We start from the raw sequence: 22546 nt of genomic DNA on the forward strand, positions 1-22546 counted from the left end.
CTCTTACCGGGCCGAAGCGAGTTGAGAGAAGGCGGTGCCGAACCACTGCTGCACGCCATGCATCGTTGCGGCAGAAGTGTCCAGGAACGGTTGTGGGTACACGCCGATGTAGATCAGCAGGACCGCCATACCGAGCACCATGATCAGTTCGCGAGCATCCATCCCGCGCAGGACGGTGTCGGACTTGGCCGGACCGAAGTACGCACGGTGGATCATGATCAGCGAGTAGACCGAACCGAATACCAGGCCGGAAGTAGCGATGGCGCTGATCCACGGTGTCTGCACGAAGGTCCCCATCAGGATCAGGAACTCGCCGATGAAGTTACCGGTGCCCGGCAAGCCCAGGGACGCGGCGGCAAAGAACAGGCTGATCGCCGGCAGGTAGGCGATGCGCGACCACACGCCACCCATCTCACGCATGTCACGGGTGTGCAGGCGCTCGTACAACTGACCACTGAGGATAAACAGTGCGGCGGCTGAAACACCGTGCGCCAACATCTGGATCACGGCGCCTTGCAACGCCACCTGGCTGCCGGAGTAGATACCGATCAGTACGAAACCCATGTGGGAAACGGACGAGAAGGCAACCAGACGCTTGATGTCGGTTTGCGCGAAGGCCAGGAACGCACCGTAGAAGATCCCGATCAGACCCAGGGTCATGGCGATCGGCGCGAACTCGGCCGAGGCATTCGGGAACAGCGGCAGGGCGAAACGCAGCAGGCCGTAGGCCGCCGTCTTCAGCAGGATACCGGCCAGGTCCACGGAACCGGCGGTCGGCGCCTGGGCGTGGGCATCCGGCAGCCAGGAGTGGAACGGCACCACCGGCAGCTTCACCGCGAAGGCGATGAAGAAGCCCAGCATCAGGATGTACTCGGTGGTCAGGGACATCTTGGTTTTCAACAGATCGGCGTAGTTGAAGGTAATCACGCCCGTGCTGTTGAAGTTGACCAAGACCAGACCGAGGATCGCCACCAACATGATCAGGCCGGAAGCCTGGGTGAAGATGAAGAACTTGGTCGCCGCGTAGATCCGGGTTTTCTTGCCGTCCGAAGAACTATGACCCCAGAGCGCGATGAGGAAGTACATCGGCACCAGCATCATTTCCCAGAAGAAGAAGAACATGAACAGGTCGAGGGCGAGGAACACGCCGACCACGCCGCCCAGGATCCACATCAGGTTCAGGTGGAAGAAGCCCACGTGACGCTGGATCTCTTTCCAGGAGCAGAGTACCGAGAGAACACCCAGCAGGCCGGTCAGCAGGATCATCAGCAACGACAGGCCGTCGAGGGCCAGGTGTACGTTGATGCCGAAGCGCTGGATCCAGACGTGCTTGAACTCAAGCGCCCAGGTCGGATCGGCGCCAGGCGCCGGAGCAAATGAATAGTCGCCATGGGCCCACAGCCAGAGGCCGAGCGCGAGTTCCAGGGACATGGTCAGCAACGCAATCCAGCGGGGGAGGGTGGCGCCGAAGCGTTCACCCATCCAGCAGAGCAGGCCGCCGATAAAGGGGATCAGGATTAGCCAGGGCAGAATCATGACGGGCTCGTTTCCTTTCGCAAGTTCGCAAAGTTCGCAATGTACTTAGACATGGTCAGACCGCTACCACAACGATGGCGCCGATCACCAGAACGGCACCGGCCGCCATGGAAGCTGCATACCAACGTAATTGGCCAGTCTCGCTGCGGCTCAGGGCGGTGTGGCTAGCCTTGGCGGCACGCGGGATCAAACCGATGGTCTGGTCGAGCGGGTCTTTGCGCAGTACGTGGCTGATCGCAAGGTAAGGCTTGACGAACAGTTTGTCGTAGATCCAGTCGAAGCCCCAGGCGGCGAACCACCAGGCCGAAAGGAAACGGCCGATGCCACTGTTGGCGACGGCAGTGACGAAGCGACGCTTGCCGAGGAACAGCAGGGCCGCCAGCAGGATACCCGCGATGGCAATGGCGCCCGAGGCGATTTCCAGGCTGTGCTGGGCTTCGCCGCCGGCATGGCCGACGCTTTCCGGCAGTACGCCGGCCAGTGGCGGGGTGATCATGGCGCCGATGAAGGTCGACAGGATGATCAGCACCGACAGTGGCAGCCAATGGGAGATGCCGTGGCCTGCGTGTGCTTCGGTCTTGGCTTCACCGTGGAAGGTGATGAAGATCAGGCGGAAGGTGTACAGCGAGGTCATGAACGCACCCACCAGGCCTGCGTAGAGCAGGTTCTGGTTACCGCTGGCAAAGGCTTCCCAGAGGATTTCGTCTTTCGAGTAGAAACCGGCGGTCACCAATGGCAGGGCTGCGAGTGCGGCACCGCCGACGATGAAGCTGGCGTAGGCCAGTGGCAGTTTCTTCCACAAGCCGCCCATCTTGAAGATGTTCTGCTCGTGGTGGCAGGCGACGATCACCGCACCGGAGGCGAGGAACAGCAGGGCCTTGAAGAACGCGTGGGTCATCAGGTGGAAGATCGCCGCGTCCCAGGCGCCGACGCCCAGGGCCAGGAACATGTAGCCGATCTGGCTCATGGTCGAGTAGGCGAGGATACGCTTGATGTCGGTCTGCACCAGCGCGGCGAAGCCGGCCAGTACCAGGGTCACGCCGCCGACCACGCCCACCAGGTGCAGGACGTCCGGCGCCAGGGTGAACAGGCCGTGGGTACGGGCGATCAGGTAGACACCCGCGGTCACCATCGTTGCGGCGTGGATCAGTGCCGAAACAGGCGTCGGGCCGGCCATCGCATCCGCGAGCCAGGTTTGCAGCGGCAGTTGCGCGGATTTACCGACAGCGCCGCCCAGCAGCATCAGGGTCGCCAGGGTGATCCAGAAGTCGCCGACCTGGAATTTCTGCGGTGCCAGCACCAGCAGTTCCTGGATGTTCAGCGTGCCCACCTGTTGGAACAGGATGAACAGGCCGATGGCCATGAACACGTCGCCGATCCGGGTCACGATAAAGGCCTTGAGTGCCGCGTTACCGTTGTTGCGGTTGCTGTAGTAGAAACCGATCAACAGGTACGAGCACAGGCCCACGCCTTCCCAGCCGAAGTACAGGAACAACAGGTTATCGCCCAGCACCAGGAACAGCATGCTGGCGATAAACAGGTTGGTGTACGCGAAGAAGCGCGAGTAACCGGCTTCACCGCGCATGTACCAGGACGCGAACAGGTGGATCAGGAAACCTACACCCACCACCACGCCGAGCATGGTGATCGACAGGCCGTCGACGTAGAGGGCGAAGTTGGGCTTGAAGCCCTCCACCGACATCCACTGCCACAACACCAGGGTGTAGTGGCCGCCTTCCGGCGGCGCGACGTTGAATTGCCAGATGACGTAGGCGGCGACAATCGCCGACAGGCCGATGGAGCCCACGCCGACCAGGGCCGAGAGGTTTTCCGACCAGCGTCCGCGAGAGAACGACAGCAGCAGGAAACCGATCAGGGGAAATACGAAAGTCAGAAAGATCATGTTCATCCGCGCATCTCACTGGCAGCGTCGATATCAAGCGTGTGGAAGCGACGATACAGTTGCAGCAGGATCGCCAGGCCAATACTGGCCTCGGCGGCTGCCAGGCTGATCACCAGGATGAACATGACTTGTCCATCTGGCTGGCCCCAACGGCTACCTGCCACGATGAACGCCAGTGCCGCAGCGTTCATCATGACTTCCAGGCTCATCAACACGAACAAAATGTTACGGCGAACCATCAGGCCGACCAGGCCAAGGCAGAACAGGATGCCGGCGACCGCCAGACCATGCTCCAAAGGGATAGCAGGCATCATCATTGCTCCTTGGCTTCGTTACGGCCCAAGTGGAAGGCGGTGATGACTGCGGCGAGCAGCAGCATCGAAGCCAGTTCGACCACCAGCAGATACGGGCCGAACAGGCTGACGCCCACGGCCTTCGCGCCAACGGTGGTGTGGCCGATGGCCTGGCCGCTCTGGTGAGCGAACAGGACATACAGCAGTTCAGCCAGCAGCAGCGCGGCGAGGACCACCGGGCCGAGCCAGATGCCCGGCTTGAGCCAGACGCGTTCCTGGGCGACCGAGGCCGGCCCGAGGTTGAGCATCATCACCACAAACACGAACAGCACCATGATGGCGCCAGCGTAGGCGATCACTTCCAGTACACCGGCGAACGGTGCGCCGAGGCTGAAAAAGGTCATGGCCACGGCGATCAGCGAAATGATCAGGTAGAGCAGGGCGTGCACGGGGTTGGTGTTGGTGACCACGCGAAGCGTGGACACCACTGCAATACCCGATGCGAAATAGAAAGCGAATTCCATCTTTCTTCCTTAAGGCAGCAAGCTCTTCACGTTGATCGGCTCGGCTTCGTTTTGTGCGGCGCCTTTCGGCTTACCGGCAACGGCCATACCTGCAACACGATAGAAGTTGTAATCAGGGTTTTTACCGGGACCAGAGATCAGCAGATCTTCTTTCTCGTACACCAGGTCCTGACGTTTGAACTCGGCCATCTCGAAATCCGGTGTGAGCTGGATCGCGGTGGTCGGGCAAGCTTCCTCGCAGAGGCCGCAAAAAATGCAGCGCGAGAAGTTGATGCGGAAGAAGTCCGGGTACCAGCGACCGTCTTCGGTTTCAGCTTTCTGCAGGGAGATGCAACCCACCGGGCACGCCACGGCGCACAGGTTGCAGGCTACGCAACGCTCTTCGCCATCGGGGTCGCGGGTCAGTACGATGCGGCCGCGATAGCGCGGCGGCAGGTACACCGCTTCTTCCGGGTATTGCAGGGTGTCGCGTTTGCGAAAGCCGTGACCGAACACCATCACCAGGCTTCGCAACTGGGTACCGGTACCCTTAACGATGTCGCCAATATATTTGAACATGGGTCAAATCCTCACTGAACCGCGCCCGCGGGCGTGTTCAACAACACAACGGCAGCCGTCACCAGCAAATTGATCAGGGTCAGCGGCAGGCAGAAGCGCCAGCTGAAATCCATCACCTGGTCATACCGTGGACGCGGAATGGAAGCGCGCAGCAGGATAAACAGCATGATGAAGAACGCGGTCTTCAGTAAGAACCAGAAGATCGCCAGCTGCGGCAGGATGCCGAACGGACCGTGCCAGCCGCCGAAGAACAGCGTGACCAGCAGGGCCGAGATCAAGATGATGCCGATGTACTCACCGACGAAGAACATGCCCCATTTCATGCCGGCATATTCAATGTGGTAACCGTCGGCCAGTTCCTGTTCCGCTTCCGGTTGGTCGAACGGGTGACGGTGAGTCACGGCGACGCCAGCGATGAAGAACGTACAGAAGCCAAAGAACTGCGGAATGATGAACCACAGGTTCTGCGCCTGGTACTCGACGATGTCGCGCATGTTGAACGAGCCGACCTGCACCACGATGCCCATCAGCGCGAGGCCCATGAACACTTCGTAGGACACGGTCTGGGCCGAGGCCCGCAAGCTGCCCAGCAGGGCGAACTTGTTGTTACTGGCCCAGCCGGCGAACAGCACCGCGTAGACCGACAAACCGGCCATGGCGAAGAAGAACAGCAAGCCGATGTTCAGGTCCGCCACGCCCCAGGTCGGGGTGATCGGGATGATCGAGAAGGCGATCAGCAAGGCGCTCATGGCCACGACCGGTGCCAGGGTGAAGATCACCTTGTCGGCAAACGGCGGGGTCCAGTCTTCCTTGAAGAACATTTTCAGCATGTCGGCAGCGATCTGGAACATGCCGAACGGGCCAACGCGGTTCGGACCGTAACGGTCCTGCCACCAGCCCAGCAGGCGACGTTCGACGAAGCTGAGCAGGGCGCCCGCCACGACCACGGCCAACAGGATCACGATGGCCTTGACGACCGCAATGATCACATCGATGACTTCAGGGGTGAACCAGGTCATTGCGCTGCCTCCTGCAGACCGTCAACGGTTTGGCCAAAGATCGACGGTGGAATACCGGCGATGCCTTTTGGCAGTGCAACCAGGCCGGCACCCAACTCGTCGTTGATGCGCAGCGGCAGACGCAGGGTCTTGCCCGCGACGTTCAGACTGAGCAGGGCACCATCGTTGACGCCGAGACGGTCGGCTTCGGACTTGGCCAGGGACACGTAGGCAGCCGGGATGCGTTCTTGAACCGGTGCGGCTTTGGACGAGGTCTCGTCGCTGCCGAACAGGTGGAAGAACGGCACAACCTGCCAGGTGCCCTGGGCCGGGTTGAACGGACGCGGTACGGCGGCGAACCAGTTCAACGCATCGCCCTGGGGTTCGATCAGGCGGGTGCCCGGGTCGCCAGCGCGGATGTGACCACCGACTTCGTCCTGGAACTTGTTCCAGGCCTGCGGCGAGTTCCAGCCCGGCGACCAGGCAAATGGCACTTGCTGACGCGGCTCGACCGAACCCGAGTAACCTTCCATGGAGAAGGCGAACGCGGTGTCGTTGTCTTGCGGAGTACGCGGTTCATGCACGCTGATGTCGGCCCGCATGGCGGTACGACCGGAGTAGCGCAGCGGCTCACGGGCGAGTTTCATGCCCTTGATGCGGAACGCGGCGGACGGTGCAGCGTCGACGATACGCGCCAGTTGCGGGGCGCTCGCCGCGACGGCTGCGGTGACGTGGTCGAGTTGGGTCCAGTCGATCGGCTGATTGAGCAGAGTCGAGCGCAGGGCATGCAGCCAGCGCCAGCCTTCGTGAACCAGGATGCTGGCGTCCATGTACTTCGGATCGAACACCTGGAAGAAGCGCTGGGCGCGGCCTTCCTGGCTGACCAGGGTGCCATCGCCTTCGGCGAAGGTCGCGGCCGGCAATACCAGGTCGGCACGCTCGCTGGTAGCGGTCTTCTGGTGGTCGGCGACGATCAGCACTTTGGCAGCGTTCAGCGCGGCGTCGACCTTGGCCGAATCCGTGCGGGTGTACAGGTCGTTTTCCAGCACTACCAGGGCGTCGGCTTTGCCGTCGATCACGGCTTGCAGGGCGCTGTCGACGGAGTCGCCACCGAGCATGGCCAGGCCGAGGCTGTTGGCTTCCGGCACGATCAGGCTGATGGAACCGTTCTTCTCGCGCAGCTTCAAGGCCTTGGCGATGTTGGCCGCCGCTTCGATCAGCGCCTTGGAACCCAGCGAGGTGCCGGCGATGATCAGTGGGCGCTTGGCCGCCAGCAGGGCGTCGGCGATGCGTTGGGCAAGTGCCACGGCTTCAGCGTCCAGACCTTCGACGGCCGGCGCGCTGGCGTCAAGGGCGTGGGCCACGGCGAAACCGAGGCGGGCCAGGTCATCTGGCGCTGCGTGTACGCATTCTTCGGCGATGTCGTCGAGCTTGGTTTCGGCCAGGCTGGCGATAAACAGCGGGTTCAGCGCGTGCTGGCCGATGTTTTTCACCGCGGCGTCGAGCCAAGGCTGTACGCGCATGGCGTCGGCCATGGCTTCGGCCTTGCCTTTGACCGACTGGCGCAGCGACAGGGCCATACGTGCGGCGGTCTGGGTGAGGTCTTCACCGAGCACGAAGATCGCATCGTGGTCTTCGATGTCGCGCATGTTCGGCACTGGCAGCGGGCTGTCGTTCAGCACTTGCAGGACCAGGCGGATGCGCTCCAGTTCAGCGGCTTCGATACCGCAGTAGAAGTGCTCGGCGCCGACCAGTTCGCGCAACGCGTAGTTGCTTTCGAGGCTGGCACGCGGCGAACCGATGCCGACGATGTTGCGACCGCGCAGCAGGTCGGCGGCTTTATCCAGGGCTTCGTCGGTGTTCAGCTTCGCGCCGCCGGCCAGCAGTGGCTGGCGTGGGCGGTCTTCGCGGTTGACGTAGCCATAGCCGAAACGGCCACGGTCGCACAGGAAGTACTGGTTGACCGAACCGTTGAAGCGGTTTTCGATGCGACGCAGTTCGCCGTAGCGCTCGCCCGGGGAGATGTTGCAACCGCTGGAGCAGCCATGGCAGATGCTCGGGGCGAACTGCATGTCCCACTTGCGGTTGTAGCGCTCGGAGTGCGTCTTGTCGGTGAACACACCGGTCGGGCAGACTTCGGTGAGGTTGCCGGAGAATTCGCTTTCCAGTACGCCGTCTTCAACGCGACCGAAGTACACGTTGTCGTGGGCGCCGAAGACGCCGAGGTCGGTGCCGCCAGCGTAGTCTTTATAGAAGCGCACGCAGCGGTAGCAGGCGATGCAGCGGTTCATTTCGTGGGAAATGAACGGGCCCAGTTCCTGGTTCTGGTGGGTGCGCTTGGTGAAGCGATAGCGGCGCTCGTTGTGGCCGGTCATCACCGTCATGTCTTGCAGGTGGCAGTGGCCGCCTTCCTCACAGACCGGGCAGTCGTGAGGGTGATTGGTCATCAGCCATTCGACGACACTGGCGCGGAACGCCTTGGATTCTTCATCGTCGATGGAGATCCAGGTGTTGTCGGTGGCTGGGGTCATGCAGGACATGACGATGCGACCACGGGTGTCGTTCTCGTCGGTGTACTGCTTGACCGCACACTGGCGACAGGCACCGACGCTACCAAGAGCGGGGTGCCAGCAGAAATAAGGGATGTCGAGGCCTAGTGACAGACACGCCTGTAACAGGTTGTCTGCCCCATCGACTTCGAGCGCTTTGCCGTCTACGTGGATAGTGGCCATGGTTCAAAGATCTTCGTTGGCCCGTTGTCAGCGGGCGTGGCTAATGGAATCTTGTTATTCATGTGCATCAACACAGCCTTGACGGCGTCAGCACATGACGAGGCGAAGGGCACGGACCCTTCGCCTGTTTAAGCGTTACGCGCCGACTACGATCGGCCTCGCCAGAGGCGGGACGGCGGCGCTGGTAGGCGCGATGCCGGCTTCGAACTCCGAGCGGAAATATTTGATTGCGCTGCCCAATGGCTCCACGGCGCCCGGTGCGTGAGCACAGAAGGTCTTGCCTGGGCCGAGGAAACCGACCAGCCCCAGCAGGGTATCGATGTCACCCTCGCGGCCTTCGCCTTTTTCCAGCGCCATCAGCAGCTTGACGCTCCACGGCAGACCGTCGCGGCACGGAGTGCAGAAACCGCAGGATTCACGGGCAAAGAACTGCTCCATGTTGCGCAGCAGCGAGACCATGTTCACGGTGTTGTCCACCGCCATCGCCAGGCCAGTACCCATCCGGGTGCCCACCTTGCCGATGCCGCCGGCATACATCTGTGCGTCGAGGTGCTCGGGGAGCAGGAAGCCGGTGCCGGCGCCGCCTGGCTGCCAGGCCTTGAGGGTGTAGCCGTCGCGCATGCCGCCGGCGTAGTCCTCGAACAGCTCGCGCGCGGTCACGCCGAATGGCAGTTCCCACAGGCCAGGGTTCTTGACCTTGCCGGAGAAGCCCATGAGCTTGGTGCCCATGTCTTCACTGCCTTCGCGGGCCAACGATTTGTACCAGTCCACGCCGTCGGCAATGATCGCCGGCACGTTGCACAGGGTTTCGACGTTGTTCACGCAAGTCGGCTTGCCCCACACGCCGACGGCGGCAGGGAAGGGCGGCTTGGAACGCGGGTTGGCGCGGCGGCCTTCGAGGGAGTTGATCAGTGCGGTTTCTTCACCGCAGATATAACGCCCGGCGCCGGTGTGTACGAACAGTTCGAAGTCGAAACCCGAACCGAGGATGTTCTTGCCCAGCAGGCCCGCAGCCTTGGCTTCTTGCACGGCACGGTTGAGGTGCTTGGCGGCGGTGGTGTATTCGCCACGCAGGAAGATGTAGCCGCGGTAGGTTTTCAGCGCGCGGGCGCTGATCAGCATGCCTTCGATCAGCAGATGGGGCAGTTGCTCCATCAGCATGCGGTCTTTCCAGGTGTTCGGCTCCATTTCATCCGCGTTGCACAGCAGGTAGCGGATGTTGATGGATTCGTCTTTGGGCATCAGGCCCCACTTCACGCCAGTGGGGAAGCCTGCGCCGCCGCGGCCCTTGAGGCCGGCGTCCTTCACGGTCTGGACGATATCGTCCTGGGCCATGTCGGCGAAGGCTTTGCGCGCAGCGGCGTAACCGTTCTTGGCCTGGTACTCCTCGAGCCATACCGGCTCGGCATCGTCACGCAGGCGCCAGGTCAGCGGGTGAGTCTCGGGCGACCGCTTGATGCGGTTGGCCGGGCCGAAGGAAGTCAGGGTCATGGGTAGCCCTCGAGCAATTGGGTCACGCCAGCAGGCTGCACGTCACCGAATGTGTCGTCGTCGATCATCAACGCCGGCGCCTTGTCGCAGTTGCCCAGGCAGCACACCGGCAGCAGCGTGAAGCGGCCGTCCGGGGTGGTCTGGCCGAGGCCGATGCCAAGCTTGTTCTGGATCTCGCTGACCACCGACTCGTGACCACCGATGTAGCAGACCATGCTGTCGCATACGCGAATGATATGGCGGCCCACGGGCTGGCGGAAGATCTGGCTGTAGAACGTGGCCACGCCTTCAACGTCGCTGGCGGGGATGCCGAGGATCTCGCCGATGGCGTAGAGGGCGCCGTCCGGCACCCAGCCACGTTCCTTCTGGACGATCTTCAAGGCTTCGATCGACGCCGCGCGCGGGTCTTCGTAGTGATGCAGCTCGTGCTCGATGGCCGAGCGCTCGGTTTCACTCAAGGTGAAACGGTCTGTCTGGATAAGCGTGTTATTCATGCTTAGCGGTCCACGTCGGCCATAACGAAATCGATACTACCCAGGTACGCAATCAAGTCCGCGACCATCTCGCCTTTGATCACCGAAGGGATCTGCTGCAAGTGCGGGAAGCTTGGAGTACGAATCCGGGTGCGGTAGCTCATGGTGCCGCCATCGCTCGTCAGGTAATAACTGTTGATACCCTTGGTCGCTTCGATCATCTGGAAGGATTCGTTGGCCGGCATCACCGGGCCCCACGAAACTTGCAGGAAGTGCGTGATCAGGGTTTCGATGTGCTGCAGCGTGCGCTCTTTCGGCGGCGGCGTGGTCAGCGGGTGATCCGCCTTGTACGGGCCGGCCGGCATGTTGCGCAGGCACTGGTCGATGATCTTGATGCTCTGGCGCATCTCTTCGACGCGGACCATGCAGCGGTCATAGGCATCGCCGTTCGCGGCCAGCGGTACTTCGAATTCGAAGTTCTCGTAGCCGGAGTACGGACGGGCCTTGCGCAGGTCGAAATCGCAACCGGTGGAACGCAGGCCGGCACCGGTGACGCCCCATTCCAGGGCCTCTTTGGTGTTGTAGGCGGCGACGCCAATGGTCCGACCCTTGAGGATGCTGTTGTCCAGGGCGGCCTTGGTGTATTCGTCGAGACGCTTGGGCAGCCAGTCGACGAATTCCTTGACCAGTTTTTCCCAGCCGCGCGGCAGGTCGTGGGCCACACCGCCGATGCGGTACCAGGCCGGGTGCAGGCGGAAACCGGTGATGGCTTCGATGACTTTGTAGGCGCGCTGACGGTCGGTGAAGGTGAAGAACACCGGAGTCATGGCGCCGACGTCCTGGATGTAGGTCCCCAGGAACAGCAGGTGGCTGGTGATCCGGAAGAACTCGGCCATCATGACGCGGATGGTGTCGACGCGGTCGGGCACCTTGATGCCGGCCAGCTTCTCGACCGAGAGCACGTAAGGCAGGTTGTTCATCACGCCGCCGAGGTAGTCGATACGGTCGGTGTACGGGATGAAGCTGTGCCAGGACTGGCGTTCGGCCATCTTCTCGGCACCACGGTGGTGGTAGCCGATGTCCGGCACGCAGTCGACGATTTCTTCGCCGTCCAGCTGCAGGATGATACGGAAGGCACCGTGCGCCGAAGGGTGGTTCGGGCCCAGGTTGAGGAACATGTAGTCCTCGTTGGTGCCGGAACGCTTCATGCCCCAGTCTTCCGGACGGAAGCGTGCGGCTTCTTCTTCCAGTTGCTGTTTGGCCAGGGTCAGGCTGAACGGGTCGAATTCGGTGGCGCGGGCAGGGTAGTCCTTGCGCAGCGGGTGACCTTCCCAGGTCGGCGGCATCATGATGCGCGACAGGTGCGGGTGGCCCGGGAAGTCGATACCGAACATGTCCCAGACTTCACGCTCGTACCAGCTGGCGTTGGGCCAGATGCCGGTGACGGTCGGCACGCTCAGGTCGCTTTCGGAGAGGGCGACCTTGATCATCACGTCGCTGTTACGTTCGATCGACAGCAGGTGATAGAACACGGTGAAGTCGACGCCGCTCGGCAGCCCCTGGCGCTTGGTGCGCAGACGCTCGTCCACGCCATGCAGGTCATAGAGCATGACGTACGGCTTGGGCAGGTTGCGCAGGAAGGTCAGGACTTCGACGAGCTTGGCGCGCGCCACCCACAGCACCGGCATGCCGGTACGTGTGGCCTGGGCGGTGAAGGCGTCAGGGCCAAAACGGTTATTGAGTTCGACGACCACATCCTGGTCGTCTGCCTTATAAGGCGGGATGTACAGAGCACTGCCTGTAGTCATGGTTTTTTATCGCTTTCGGTCAACGTAAAGAATGAAGCCAGGTTTTCGTTCTATAAAAGAAGCGGCTCTGGATCAGACTTCGTCGGGGCTGCGCAGGTTGGTGACCTGAATACGCTGTTCGCGGCGCTGTTCCTTTTGTGACGGCATCTCGGCGCGGTAAACGCCTTGATCTCCGACAACCCAGGAAAGTGGGCGACGCTCCTTGCCAATCGATTCCTGCAACAGCATCAAGCCTTGCAGAAATGCTTCGGGGCGGGGCGGGCAGCCAGGCACGTAGACGTCCACGGGCAGGAACTTGTCCACCCCCTGAACAACGGAGTAGATGTCGTACATGCCACCGGAGTTGGCGCACGAACCCATGGAGATAACCCACTTCGGCTCGAGCATTTGCTCGTAGAGACGCTGAATGATCGGCGCCATCTTGATAAAGCAGGTACCGGCGATAACCATGAAATCCGCCTGACGCGGCGAGGCCCGGATCACTTCGGCGCCGAAGCGCGCGATGTCGTGGGGCGCCGTGAAGGCGGTGGTCATTTCCACGTAGCAGCAGGACAGACCGAAGTTGTACGGCCACAGGGAGTTTTTACGCCCCCAGTTGACCGCGCCGCTCAGCACGTCTTCCAGCTTGCCCATGTAGATGTTTTTGTGGACTTGGTCTTCTAACGGATCGGAAACGGTTTCCCGTTCGCCGATGGGGTACTGCTCGTTAGGAGCATCCGGGTCGATCCTGGTGAGATTGTATTGCATCGCCAAAGCCTCATTGTTTCAGCTTCGCTTGCCGCTTGCGACGAGCTTCCGGAGCCCAATCAAGGGCGCCCACTCGAAATAGGTAGACAAGGCCTGCCAACAGAATTGCTATGAAAACGAGGGCTTCGACGAATCCGGTCCAGCCGCTTTCGCGGACAGACACAGACCAGGCAAAGAGAAAGAGGGCTTCGATATCGAAGATCACGAAGAGCATCGCGACCAGATAGAATTTGGCTGAGAGCCGCAAGCGGGCGCCACCTGTGGGCAGCATGCCGGACTCGAACGGTTCGTTTTTGCTGCGGCCCCAGGCTTTTGACCCGAGTAGGCTGGAGACGCCGAGCATGAAGGCACAGAGGCCGACAACACCGAGGAGGAAAATGGCAAAGCCCCAGTTGTGGGCCATGAGTCCTGTCGCTTCGGTCATGCTGGTAATCCTTAGCAGAGAGCAAAGGTCTCTGAGCTCGAAAAAGTAACAATGCAGTGACGATATGTCGCAGCGCAATCAATCGCGGTGATTTTATGGCTAAACACCGGGCAAGTAAAATTCATATAGCGAAATTATTCGGTGGAATAAGCACATAGTACGCCTCCGTAGGGCTGCAGCCCTTGAGTTACGGGCATTAGCGGGCTTTTTATCAAATATGTTTTGTTTAACCTGTAACGACGCTTTCATGGTCCAAATGATAATGAATGTTATTTGGGCGGGCGTTAAGCGGGTGGTTGCGGTGTGGTGCAGGAAGTTGTCGTTACTTGCTTGATTACCGCTAGTTGCCGGAGCGCATCTTTTAACTGATTTATCTGAACCAAATACCGCTTTGGATCAATGTTTCACACAAATTCTTCTGGTTGGCCCATTCCTCGATGTGGGAGGGGGCTTGCCCCCGATGGCGGTGGATCAGCAACAGACGTATTGACTGGCACACCGTAATCGGGGGCAAGCCCCCTCCCACATTTTTGATCTTTGTGGTGTCAGGGGGGATTTTCTTCGGGCAAAAAAACGCCCCGAACCAGTCGGGGCGTCAGGTCGTGCGGCATTGCGGTTAGCTGTTTACTGGGGGCGCAATGGCCGTTTGCTCAGTCACTCAGTGGAACTGTTCTTCTTCGGTCGAACCGGTCAGCGCGGTCACGGACGAGGTGCCGCCCTGGATCACGGTGGTCATGTCGTCGAAGTAGCCGGTGCCCACTTCCTGCTGGTGAGCCACGAAGGTGTAACCCTTGGCGGCGTCAGCGAATTCCTGCTCCTGCAGTTTCACGTAGGCGGTCATGTCGTTGCGGGCGTAGTCGTGCGCCAGGTTGAACATGCTGTGCCACATGTTGTGAATGCCGGCCAGGGTGATGAACTGGTGCTTGTAGCCCATGGCGGACAGTTCGCGCTGGAACTTGGCGATGGTCGCGTCGTCCAGGTTTTTCTTCCAGTTGAAGGAAGGCGAGCAGTTGTAGGACAGCAGTTGGTCCGGGTATTCCTTTTTGATCGCTTCGGCGAAACGACGGGCTTCTGCCAGGTCCGGCTTGGCGGTTTCGCACCAGATCAGGTCGGCGTAAGGCGCATAGGCCAGGCCGCGAGCGATGGCCTGGTCGAGACCGGCGCGCACTTTGTAGAAGCCTTCCTGGGTACGTTCGCCAGTGACGAACGGTTGGTCATACGGGTCGCAGTCCGAAGTCAGCAAGTCGGCAGCGTTGGCGTCGGTACGGGCCAGGATGATGGTCGGTGTGCCGGCAACGTCAGCCGCCAGACGGGCAGCGGTCAGCTTCTGTACAGCTTCCTGGGTCGGTACCAGTACCTTGCCGCCCATGTGGCCGCATTTCTTCACCGAGGCCAGTTGGTCTTCGAAGTGAACGCCGGCGGCGCCTGCTTCGATCATGCTCTTCATCAGCTCGTAGGCGTTCAACACGCCGCCGAAACCGGCTTCGGCGTCAGCCACGATCGGTGCGAAGTAGTCGATGTAGCCTTCGTCGCCTGGGCCTTTACCGGCTTTCCACTGGATCTGGTCGGCGCGACGGAACGAGTTGTTGATGCGCTTGACCACGGTCGGTACGGAGTCCACCGGGTACAGCGATTGGTCGGGGTACATGGATTCAGCGGAGTTGTTGTCCGCTGCCACTTGCCAGCCGGACAGGTAGATCGCCTGGATACCGGCTTTTACCTGTTGGACTGCCTGGCCACCGGTCAGGGCGCCCATGCAGTTGACGAAATCTTTGTCGGGACGGAAGGATGGCTTGGCGCCCTGGGTGACCAGGTTCCACAGCTTCTCGGCGCCGAGTTTTGCAAAAGTGTGCTCAGGTTGAACCGAGCCACGCAGGCGGACGACGTCAGCAGCGGAATAAGCGCGGGTCACGCCTTTCCAGCGTGGGTTTTCAGCCCAGTCTTTTTCAAGGGCTGCAATTTGCTGTTCGCGTGTCAGTGCCATGGAGATAAACCTCGTCGCATAGGTCTGGGTGGAAAATTCCGTTTGCCAGCCACGTATACAGTGCGTGGGCTTGGCTGCTCGCTGACCAGAAGCACAGGTGTTCAAGTCAAGTCTGGCGGGGAAGCGACGGGATGAACGAATGACGAGGGGGGGAGTGGGGCAGGTAGGGGCGAACTGCGAACGGTCTTCGGGCGTCGTGGGCCTTGGGGCGATTCATCAGTGTGTAGCCGGGTTACCTGGTTAGCTTCCGTCCCTCGGGACAACTTCGTTCCAGTCGCAACCTCGTCAAACACACCTTGTGGGCGGTACAGACACGAATCGGCTCAGTTGGGTAGCTTAGAGCGACGATCCGAAGGCCCTTGCCAGGGCCTCTGATTAGCGGGAGCGAGGCCATCATGCCCATGCTTTTTTGGATCGTCAAATGTTTTGTAGTGCTTTTTTTCAGGCACTACATCTTTAGTCTTATACGACTCATCAGTCAGTTATCGGTGCTTCAGTTCAAGGTGTCGACTTTAACCCGTAAAGTCAGGTCGTCGCGGCCCTGGGTAGCGTAAGTGCGGGTCGTAGAGGATTTGTCGGCCTGGGTTTCGCGATTGATGCCGGCCAGCGGAATCCACTCGCCCAGGCGGCCGCTGACGGTTGTGTCGGTGCTTTGCACGTTCACTACATCGGGACGCTCCTGGCTCATGCGGTCACGGTTGGTGCTGATCGCCAGGTGTACGGTGTCGCCGGTCACGCTGGCGGTGACGTAGAACCCCTGGGTGACGTTGCGGTATTGGGTCTGGTTCTGCGGGCGGCCGTAGGCATCGGGCTGGGTGGTGGTCAGTGGCACGCTCTGGCCTACCTGGATCAGTGCGGGCACGCCTTCACTGGCCTGGATCTGCTGGATGCCGCCGTCGCGGCTGGCGGTGCCGTAGCTGATGATGCGGGTCTGGCTGTCGCCGCTGCTTTGCTGGTTGTTTTCGTTGGTGTCGACGGTGATCAGCAGGCGCTTGGCCGGTATGTCCAGTTGCGAGAGCAGGGTGCGCAGGTCCTGGATCCTGACGGGGTCGGCATTGACGATCAGTTGATTGCCGTAGGCGCTGACGGTGCCGTCCTTGCCGAGGAAGTTCTGCGCCACGGGCAGCAGGTCGGCGCTGGTGCGGTGGCTCAAATTGACGACTTCGGTGTCGGCCGCCGCTGTGAAGCTGGCGGTCAGGAGGAGGGCGGTGAGCAGGGTGCGTAGGGACATGTCCGTTATCTCTGCGAGTCATAAGGCTTGATAGTGCCAGTTTGTCGGCCTGGCGGGTCGCAAGTTGAATCGTAGACGGCAAAACACCCTGGCATCGGTGGATGGCAGGGTGTTTTGGGGTGCTGCTGGTAATGCTATCGGGGGCAAGCCCCCTCCCACACTTGACGGCATTCCAAGGGGCGCTCTCGGTCAAAATGTGGGAGGGGCAAGCCCCCTCCCACACTTGACGGCATTCCAAGGGACGCTCTCGGTCAAAATGTGGGAGGGGCAAGCCCCCTCCCACACTTGACGGCATTTCAAGGGACGCTCTCGGTCAAAATGTGGGAGGGGCAAGCCCCCTCCCACACTTGACGGCATTCCAAGGGATGCTCTCGGTCAAAATGTGGGAGGGGGCTTGCCCCCGATAGCAACGACGCGGTCCCGGATCAGCCCTCGCGCACCATATCGACGTGCGGAATCCCGACTTCAAGGAATTCCTCGCTGACGATCTTGAAGCCCAGTCGCTCATAGAACGGCGCGGCATAGACCTGCGCACTGAGGAACTGTTTATTCTGGCCGCGCTTCTCGGCTTCGCCAATCACGGCTTCCATCAGCTTGTCGCCGACTTTAAGCCCGCGCCAGTCCTTGAGGACCGACACGCGGCCGATCTCGCCGCTGGGCAGCAGGCGCGCGGTGCCAATCGGAAAGTCGCCCTCGAACGCGAGGAAATGCACGGCGTCCGCGTCGTCTGCGTCCCATTCCAGTTCGGGTGGGACCGATTGTTCGGCGATAAATACCGCTTCACGAATGCGCCGAATCTCGGCGATATCCTTATGCCAGTTCGCGACATTGACGTGAATCTTATTCATCGGCAAACCCCAGGCTTCCCTGCTTGACCAGCTCGCACAGCAGGTCGCGGGCATCGTCGTCCGCCAGCCATTCGCTCAGGTTGTCGATGTGCAGGGCGTCGGCTGCGCAGATCATTTTCAGCAGTTCGCGCAGCTTGCCCGGCAGGTAACGGCTCTGGCCGCTGGCGAACAGCAGCAGGTCGTCGTCGACTTCGGACCAGGCCATGCGCGCGCTTGGGTTGCGGATCAACACGCCGCCATCTTCCAGGCTGCCGACCACGTCTTCTTCCAGCAGCTCTTCCGGGCCGGCGACCAGTTCCGGGTAGCGCGGCTCGGTCATGAACTGGCCGAACCAGGTCAGCAGCATGCGCTCGTCGCTCATGTGCTCGGCCAGCAGGCTCTTGAGGCGGTCGAGGGCATCGCTCTGGATCTGGTGTGGATCGCTGGCCGGTTGGATGTCGGCGTCGGTGTAACGCTCTTCGTCGGTCAGGTACTGGCTGAGGAAGTCGGTGAAGTGGGTCAGCACTTCGGCGGCGCTTGGCGCGCGGAAGCCGACCGAGTAGGTCATGCAGTCATCTTCGGCAATGCCATAGTGGGCCAGGCGTGGCGGCAGGTAGAGCATGTCGCCCGGTTCCAGCACCCATTCGGCGATCTCTTCGAATTCGGCGAGGATGCGCAGGTCGGCGTGTTGCAGCATCGGGCTGTCAGAGCTGCACATCTGGCCGATCTTCCAGTTGCGCTTGCCATGGGCTTGCAGCAGGAACACGTCGTAATTATCGAAGTGCGGACCCACGCTGCCGCCGGGTGCGGCGAAGCTGATCATCACGTCGTCGATGCGCCAGCTGGGCAGGAAGCGGAACTGTTCGAGCAGTTCGGCGACTTCCGGCACGAACTGGTCGACCGCCTGCACCAGCAGGGTCCACTCGCGCTCGGGCAGGGTGCTGAAGGTGTCTTCGGCGAACGGGCCGCGGCGCAGTTCCCACGGACGCTCGCCGTGTTCGATCACCAGGCGCGACTCGACTTCTTCTTCCAGGGCCAGGCCGGCCAGTTCATCGGCGTCGATCGGGCTTTCGAAATCAGGAATGGCCTGACGGATCAGCAGCGGTTTTTTCTGCCAGTAGTCGCGCAGGAATTCCCGTGCCGTGATGCCGCCCAGAAGTTGAAGAGGGATATCAGGATTCATGTGTAACCTATTGAAAAAAAGCACTTTTCAGACTGGAATAAAAACGCCCGGCGCGGCCGGGCGTCTCAAAGGGGCTTGCGATGATCAGATGCGTTTGGCTTGGGCCACGGCGTTGCCGATGTAGTTGGCCGGGGTGAGCAGTTTCAGCTCGGCCTTGGCAGCGGCGGGCATGTCCAGGCCGTCGATGAAAGTTTGCAGTGCTTCAGGGCTGATGCCTTTGCCGCGCGTCAACTCTTTGAGCTTCTCATACGGGTTTTCGATGTTGTAGCGGCGCATCACGGTCTGGATCGGTTCGGCCAGAACTTCCCAGCATGCATCCAGGTCAGCGGCGATTTTCTGCTCGTTGAGTTCCAGCTTGCTGATGCCTTTGAGGCTGGCTTCGTAGGCGATCACGCTGTGGGCAAAGCCCACGCCGAGGTTGCGCAGTACGGTGGAGTCGGTCAGGTCGCGCTGCCAGCGGGAGATCGGCAACTTGCTGGCCAGATGCTGGAACAGGGCGTTGGCGATGCCGAGGTTGCCTTCGGAGTTTTCGAAGTCGATCGGGTTGACCTTGTGCGGCATGGTCGACGAACCGATTTCGCCGGCAATGGTGCGCTGCTTGAAGTAGCCCAGGGAGATGTAGCCCCAGACGTCACGGTCAAAGTCGATCAGGATGGTGTTGAAGCGCGCAATCGCGTCGAACAGCTCGGCGATGTAGTCGTGCGGTTCGATCTGCGTGGTGTACGGGTTGAAGCCCAGGCCCAGTTCGTCTTCGATGAAGGCGCGGGCGTTGGCTTCCCAGTCGATCTCCGGATAGGCCGACAGGTGGGCGTTGTAGTTGCCCACGGCGCCGTTGATCTTGCCCAGCAGCGGGACGGCCGCCACTTGAGCGATCTGGCGCTCCAGGCGATACACCACGTTGGCCAGTTCTTTGCCCAGGGTGGTCGGCGAGGCCGGTTGACCGTGGGTGCGCGACAGCATCGGCACAGCGGCGAAGCGGATCGCCAGTTCGCGGATGGCTTCGGCGGTCTGGCGCATCAGCGGCAGCATCACCTCATCACGGCCTTCGCGCAGCATCAGGGCGTGGGACAGGTTGTTGATGTCCTCGCTGGTGCAGGCGAAGTGGATGAATTCGCTGACGTTGGCCAGTTCCGGCAGCTTGGCCGCTTGCTCTTTGAGCAGGTATTCGATGGCTTTGACGTCGTGGTTGGTGGTGCGCTCGATCTCTTTGACACGCTCGGCGTGCTCCAGAGAGAAGTTTTCCGCCAGGGTGTTCAATACCGCGTTGGCTTCGGCGGAGAACGCCGGCACTTCACTGATGGCAGGGTGAGCGGCCAGGCGCTGGAGCCAGCGCACTTCAACCAGTACGCGGGCACGGATCAGGCCGTATTCACTGAAAATCGGGCGCAGGGCCTGGGTCTTGCCGGCGTAGCGGCCGTCAACAGGGGAAACCGCAGTGAGCGAAGAGAGCTGCATGGGGTGTTCTCGGACAGTCGGGCAACGAAATGGGGCGCGTATCATACATGAAAAAATCCGCCGGTCCGTTGCCAACTGACCGGCGTATTACGCGTAACGGCTTGAAAATAGCCCGTGGCTGCGACTTATTCGTTGCGCATCAACGGGTAAAGCTCTTTGAGCAATTTGCGACGGCTGATGACCAACTGCCAACGATGACCGCCCAGCTGGCGCCACAACCGCGCCGAGCGGATACCGGCCAGAAGCAGGGCGCGGATCTTCGAGGCGTTGTTCGGTTGTTGCAGGTTGCGCATGTCGCCATGCACCTGGATGCGCTGGCGCAATGTGCTCAAGGTGTCCTGGTACAGCGCGCCGCAGGCGGCGATGACGTTTTCGTGGGCCGGGCCGAAGTGTTCAACCTGGGACTGGATCTGCGGCAGGCGCTTGCCGATGGTCTCCAGCAGGTCGTCACGCTTGGCCAGTTGGCGCTCGAGGCCGAGCATCGACAGGGCGTAGCGCAGCGGTTCGCGCTGCAAGGTGCTCGGGTCGCGTTCCAGTGCGCCGACCAGCGCGCGGTAGCCTTCACGCAGCGCCAGGTCGTCACCGCCATAGACTTCCAGGGTGTCCTTGGGGTCGCGAACCAGCAGGCTGCCGAGCATGCAGGTCAGGCCGGCCTCGGTAACCTGGCCGGTCTTGGCGATCTTGTCCACCAGCACTGCGGCGAGGAAGACCCCGCCGAGCGCGGTCAATTGCTCCTGGATCGGGCTCATGCCGGGCTGCTCCAGGGTTCGGCGACTTCAATCACGCCGCCCCCCAGGCACACCTCGCCATCGTAGAACACCACGGACTGGCCAGGCGTGACCGCGCGCTGCGGGTCATCGAAGGTGGCGCGGTAACCGTCGGCGGTTTTTTCCAGGGTGCAGGGCTGGTCGCTCTGGCGATAGCGCACCTTGGCGGTCAGGCGGCGCGGCGCGCTCAGGTCCACCGGGTTGACCCAGTAGATATCCGAAGCGAGCAGTGCGCGGGAGAACAGCCATGGGTGGTCATTGCCCTGGCCCACGATCAGTTCGTTGTGCTCCAGGTCCTTGACCAGCACGTACCACGGCTCGTCGCCGGCGTCTTTCAAACCGCCGATGCCCAGGCCCTGGCGCTGGCCGATGGTGTGGTACATCAGGCCGTGATGGCGGCCGATGACCTCGCCTTCGGTGGTTTTGATCTCGCCCGGTTGCGCTGGCAGGTATTGCTTGAGGAAGTCGCTGAAGCGGCGCTCGCCGATAAAGCAGATCCCGGTGGAATCCTTCTTCTTGGCGGTGGCCAGGTCGTGCTGCTCGGCGATCCGGCGTACTTCGGGCTTTTCCAGTTCGCCGACCGGGAACAGGGTCTTGGCGATCTGTTCGCCGCCAACGGCGTGCAGGAAGTAGCTCTGGTCCTTGTTGGGGTCCAGGCCCTTGAGCAGTTCGGTGCGCCCGTCGATGTCACGACGGCGCACGTAGTGGCCGGTGGCAATCAGGTCGGCGCCGAGCATCATGGCGTAGTCGAGGAACGCCTTGAACTTGATCTCGCGGTTGCACAGGATGTCCGGGTTCGGCGTGCGGCCGGCCTTGTATTCGGCCAGGAAGTGCTCGAACACGTTGTCCCAGTACTCGGCGGCGAAGTTGGCGGTGTGCAGCTTGATGCCGATCTTGTCGCACACGGCCTGGGCATCCGCCAGGTCGTCCATGGCGGTGCAATATTCCGTTCCATCGTCTTCTTCCCAGTTCTTCATGAACAGGCCTTCCACCTCATAACCCTGCTCCATGAGCAGAACGGCGGAAACGGAAGAATCCACGCCGCCGGACATGCCGACGATGACGCGCTTCTTTTGTGTGTCAGAAGGGGCTGGATCACGCATAGGGTTTCAACGGGTGTCTTGAAAAAGGACGCGATTCTAACAGGCCCAAGCCTTCAAGGCTAAAGAGAAGGTCGGATCAATTCGAGACTGTGGCGAAAGCCGGCCAGATAATCATCGATACACCGGATGATCAGCTCACTGCGCCAGACGTCGCGCAGGCCCATCAGCTCGTCACGGCTCAGCCAGCGGGCGCGCACGATGCCGTCGTCAAGTTGATAGTCCGGGCGGTGTTTCAGCGCCTTGGCGGTGAAGCAGACCCTCTGGTAGGTCACGCCGTTGCTCGGCGCGGTGTACAGGTAGATGCCGACGATGCCGGTGGCTTCGACGTCCCAGCCGGTTTCTTCGAGGGTTTCACGCACGGCGGCTTCGGTCAGGGTTTCGTGCGGGTCGAGGTGGCCGGCGGGCTGGTTGAGCACGGCGCGGCCGCCCTTGAGTTCTTCGACCATCAGGAAGCGGCCGTTGTCTTCGACGATGGTGGCGACGGTGATGTGGGGTTGCCAGGTCATTGG

20 protein-coding genes are annotated in these 22546 nt (G+C 61.3%); all 20 read right to left on the minus strand.

Features of this window, described 5'->3' with window-relative positions; genetic code table 11:
* Positions 1-3 precede the first annotated feature (3 nt).
* Positions 4-1536 carry an NADH-quinone oxidoreductase subunit M gene (nuoM, locus tag C8K66_RS13740; RefSeq protein ID WP_010566880.1) on the minus strand — a complete coding sequence of 511 codons (1533 nt, stop codon included), beginning with the start codon at positions 1534-1536 and terminating at the stop codon, positions 4-6.
* A gap of 55 nt (positions 1537-1591) precedes the next feature.
* Positions 1592-3445: an NADH-quinone oxidoreductase subunit L gene (gene nuoL / locus C8K66_RS13745; RefSeq protein ID WP_017848065.1), complete on the minus strand. Its 1854-nt coding sequence runs from the start codon at positions 3443-3445 to the stop codon at positions 1592-1594.
* Entirely contained in the window at positions 3442-3750 is a 309-nt protein-coding gene (nuoK, locus tag C8K66_RS13750; protein WP_026140165.1) for an NADH-quinone oxidoreductase subunit NuoK, read from the minus strand. Before nuoK ends, nuoL begins: the two co-directional genes overlap by 4 nt.
* Before the next feature lie 2 nt (positions 3751-3752).
* Positions 3753-4256, minus strand: a complete 504-nt coding sequence (gene nuoJ / locus C8K66_RS13755; RefSeq protein ID WP_017848063.1) for an NADH-quinone oxidoreductase subunit J — start codon at positions 4254-4256, stop codon at positions 3753-3755.
* A gap of 9 nt (positions 4257-4265) precedes the next feature.
* The gene (nuoI, locus tag C8K66_RS13760; RefSeq protein WP_003174725.1) at positions 4266-4814 is read right to left on the minus strand and encodes an NADH-quinone oxidoreductase subunit NuoI; all 549 of its coding nucleotides are present in this window, start codon (positions 4812-4814) and stop codon (positions 4266-4268) included.
* A gap of 11 nt (positions 4815-4825) precedes the next feature.
* Positions 4826-5833, minus strand: a complete 1008-nt coding sequence (gene nuoH / locus C8K66_RS13765; RefSeq protein WP_017848062.1) for an NADH-quinone oxidoreductase subunit NuoH — start codon at positions 5831-5833, stop codon at positions 4826-4828.
* Complete coding sequence (gene nuoG, locus C8K66_RS13770; protein ID WP_108525105.1) at positions 5830-8544, minus strand: NADH-quinone oxidoreductase subunit NuoG; 2715 nt, start codon at positions 8542-8544, stop codon at positions 5830-5832. The genes nuoH and nuoG overlap by 4 nt, the downstream gene beginning before the upstream one ends.
* A gap of 135 nt (positions 8545-8679) precedes the next feature.
* Positions 8680-10035 carry an NADH-quinone oxidoreductase subunit NuoF gene (nuoF, locus tag C8K66_RS13775; protein WP_108525107.1) on the minus strand — a complete coding sequence of 452 codons (1356 nt, stop codon included), beginning with the start codon at positions 10033-10035 and terminating at the stop codon, positions 8680-8682.
* Positions 10032-10529, minus strand: coding sequence for an NADH-quinone oxidoreductase subunit NuoE (nuoE, locus tag C8K66_RS13780; protein ID WP_017848059.1), 498 nt, complete (start codon positions 10527-10529; stop codon positions 10032-10034). The genes nuoF and nuoE overlap by 4 nt, the downstream gene beginning before the upstream one ends.
* Before the next feature lie 2 nt (positions 10530-10531).
* Positions 10532-12316: an NADH-quinone oxidoreductase subunit C/D gene (gene nuoC, locus C8K66_RS13785; protein WP_017848058.1), complete on the minus strand. Its 1785-nt coding sequence runs from the start codon at positions 12314-12316 to the stop codon at positions 10532-10534.
* 72 nt (positions 12317-12388) lie between these two features.
* Complete coding sequence (locus C8K66_RS13790; protein WP_003219572.1) at positions 12389-13063, minus strand: NADH-quinone oxidoreductase subunit B family protein; 675 nt, start codon at positions 13061-13063, stop codon at positions 12389-12391.
* Positions 13064-13073: 10 nt separating this feature from the next.
* Positions 13074-13487: an NADH-quinone oxidoreductase subunit A gene (locus tag C8K66_RS13795; protein WP_003219575.1), complete on the minus strand. Its 414-nt coding sequence runs from the start codon at positions 13485-13487 to the stop codon at positions 13074-13076.
* Between the two features lie 658 nt (positions 13488-14145).
* Positions 14146-15471, minus strand: a complete 1326-nt coding sequence (gene aceA / locus C8K66_RS13800; RefSeq protein WP_024076175.1) for an isocitrate lyase — start codon at positions 15469-15471, stop codon at positions 14146-14148.
* 493 nt (positions 15472-15964) lie between these two features.
* A complete protein-coding gene (locus tag C8K66_RS13805) occupies positions 15965-16702 on the minus strand; it encodes a secretin N-terminal domain-containing protein (RefSeq protein ID WP_017848056.1) in 738 nt (245 codons plus the stop codon).
* Between the two features lie 425 nt (positions 16703-17127).
* On the minus strand, positions 17128-17550 hold the full coding sequence (locus C8K66_RS13810) for a GNAT family N-acetyltransferase (RefSeq protein WP_017848055.1): 423 nt from the start codon (positions 17548-17550) through the stop codon (positions 17128-17130).
* Positions 17543-18712, minus strand: a complete 1170-nt coding sequence (locus tag C8K66_RS13815) for a cupin domain-containing protein (protein WP_017848054.1) — start codon at positions 18710-18712, stop codon at positions 17543-17545. Before C8K66_RS13815 ends, C8K66_RS13810 begins: the two co-directional genes overlap by 8 nt.
* A gap of 84 nt (positions 18713-18796) precedes the next feature.
* Positions 18797-20167, minus strand: a complete 1371-nt coding sequence (gene purB / locus C8K66_RS13820; protein ID WP_046382910.1) for an adenylosuccinate lyase — start codon at positions 20165-20167, stop codon at positions 18797-18799.
* A gap of 125 nt (positions 20168-20292) precedes the next feature.
* A complete protein-coding gene (gene hflD / locus C8K66_RS13825; RefSeq protein WP_017848052.1) occupies positions 20293-20916 on the minus strand; it encodes a high frequency lysogenization protein HflD in 624 nt (207 codons plus the stop codon).
* Positions 20913-22037: a tRNA 2-thiouridine(34) synthase MnmA gene (gene mnmA / locus C8K66_RS13830; RefSeq protein WP_057004423.1), complete on the minus strand. Its 1125-nt coding sequence runs from the start codon at positions 22035-22037 to the stop codon at positions 20913-20915. Before mnmA ends, hflD begins: the two co-directional genes overlap by 4 nt.
* A 59-nt stretch (positions 22038-22096) precedes the next feature.
* On the minus strand, positions 22097-22543 hold the full coding sequence (locus C8K66_RS13835; RefSeq protein WP_046382912.1) for an NUDIX hydrolase: 447 nt from the start codon (positions 22541-22543) through the stop codon (positions 22097-22099).
* Positions 22544-22546 lie beyond the last annotated feature (3 nt).

Source organism: Pseudomonas sp. GV105, assembly GCF_003058185.1.
Lineage (GTDB): Bacteria > Pseudomonadota > Gammaproteobacteria > Pseudomonadales > Pseudomonadaceae > Aquipseudomonas > Aquipseudomonas veronii.

Excerpts from the sequence above, each read along its gene's own strand:
- nuoF (WP_108525107.1), bottom strand. The coding sequence starts at position 10,035 with ATGACCCTGACTTCCTTCGGCCCGGCCAACCGCATCAAGCGGTCGCCC.
- purB (WP_046382910.1), bottom strand. The coding sequence starts at position 20,167 with ATGCAGCTCTCTTCGCTCACTGCGGTTTCCCCTGTTGACGGCCGCTAC.
- nuoC (WP_017848058.1), bottom strand. The coding sequence starts at position 12,316 with ATGACTACAGGCAGTGCTCTGTACATCCCGCCTTATAAGGCAGACGAC.
- nuoL (WP_017848065.1), bottom strand. The coding sequence starts at position 3,445 with ATGAACATGATCTTTCTGACTTTCGTATTTCCCCTGATCGGTTTCCTG.
- nuoM (WP_010566880.1), bottom strand. The coding sequence starts at position 1,536 with ATGATTCTGCCCTGGCTAATCCTGATCCCCTTTATCGGCGGCCTGCTC.
- C8K66_RS13810 (WP_017848055.1), bottom strand. The coding sequence starts at position 17,550 with ATGAATAAGATTCACGTCAATGTCGCGAACTGGCATAAGGATATCGCC.
- nuoH (WP_017848062.1), bottom strand. The coding sequence starts at position 5,833 with ATGACCTGGTTCACCCCTGAAGTCATCGATGTGATCATTGCGGTCGTC.
- C8K66_RS13790 (WP_003219572.1), bottom strand. The coding sequence starts at position 13,063 with ATGCAATACAATCTCACCAGGATCGACCCGGATGCTCCTAACGAGCAG.
- nuoE (WP_017848059.1), bottom strand. The coding sequence starts at position 10,529 with ATGAATAACACGCTTATCCAGACAGACCGTTTCACCTTGAGTGAAACC.
- nuoI (WP_003174725.1), bottom strand. The coding sequence starts at position 4,814 with ATGTTCAAATATATTGGCGACATCGTTAAGGGTACCGGTACCCAGTTG.
- nuoJ (WP_017848063.1), bottom strand. The coding sequence starts at position 4,256 with ATGGAATTCGCTTTCTATTTCGCATCGGGTATTGCAGTGGTGTCCACG.
- C8K66_RS13835 (WP_046382912.1), bottom strand. The coding sequence starts at position 22,543 with ATGACCTGGCAACCCCACATCACCGTCGCCACCATCGTCGAAGACAAC.
- mnmA (WP_057004423.1), bottom strand. The coding sequence starts at position 22,037 with ATGCGTGATCCAGCCCCTTCTGACACACAAAAGAAGCGCGTCATCGTC.
- C8K66_RS13805 (WP_017848056.1), bottom strand. The coding sequence starts at position 16,702 with ATGTCCCTACGCACCCTGCTCACCGCCCTCCTCCTGACCGCCAGCTTC.
- nuoK (WP_026140165.1), bottom strand. The coding sequence starts at position 3,750 with ATGCCTGCTATCCCTTTGGAGCATGGTCTGGCGGTCGCCGGCATCCTG.
- C8K66_RS13795 (WP_003219575.1), bottom strand. The coding sequence starts at position 13,487 with ATGACCGAAGCGACAGGACTCATGGCCCACAACTGGGGCTTTGCCATT.
- hflD (WP_017848052.1), bottom strand. The coding sequence starts at position 20,916 with ATGAGCCCGATCCAGGAGCAATTGACCGCGCTCGGCGGGGTCTTCCTC.
- C8K66_RS13815 (WP_017848054.1), bottom strand. The coding sequence starts at position 18,712 with ATGAATCCTGATATCCCTCTTCAACTTCTGGGCGGCATCACGGCACGG.
- nuoG (WP_108525105.1), bottom strand. The coding sequence starts at position 8,544 with ATGGCCACTATCCACGTAGACGGCAAAGCGCTCGAAGTCGATGGGGCA.
- aceA (WP_024076175.1), bottom strand. The coding sequence starts at position 15,471 with ATGGCACTGACACGCGAACAGCAAATTGCAGCCCTTGAAAAAGACTGG.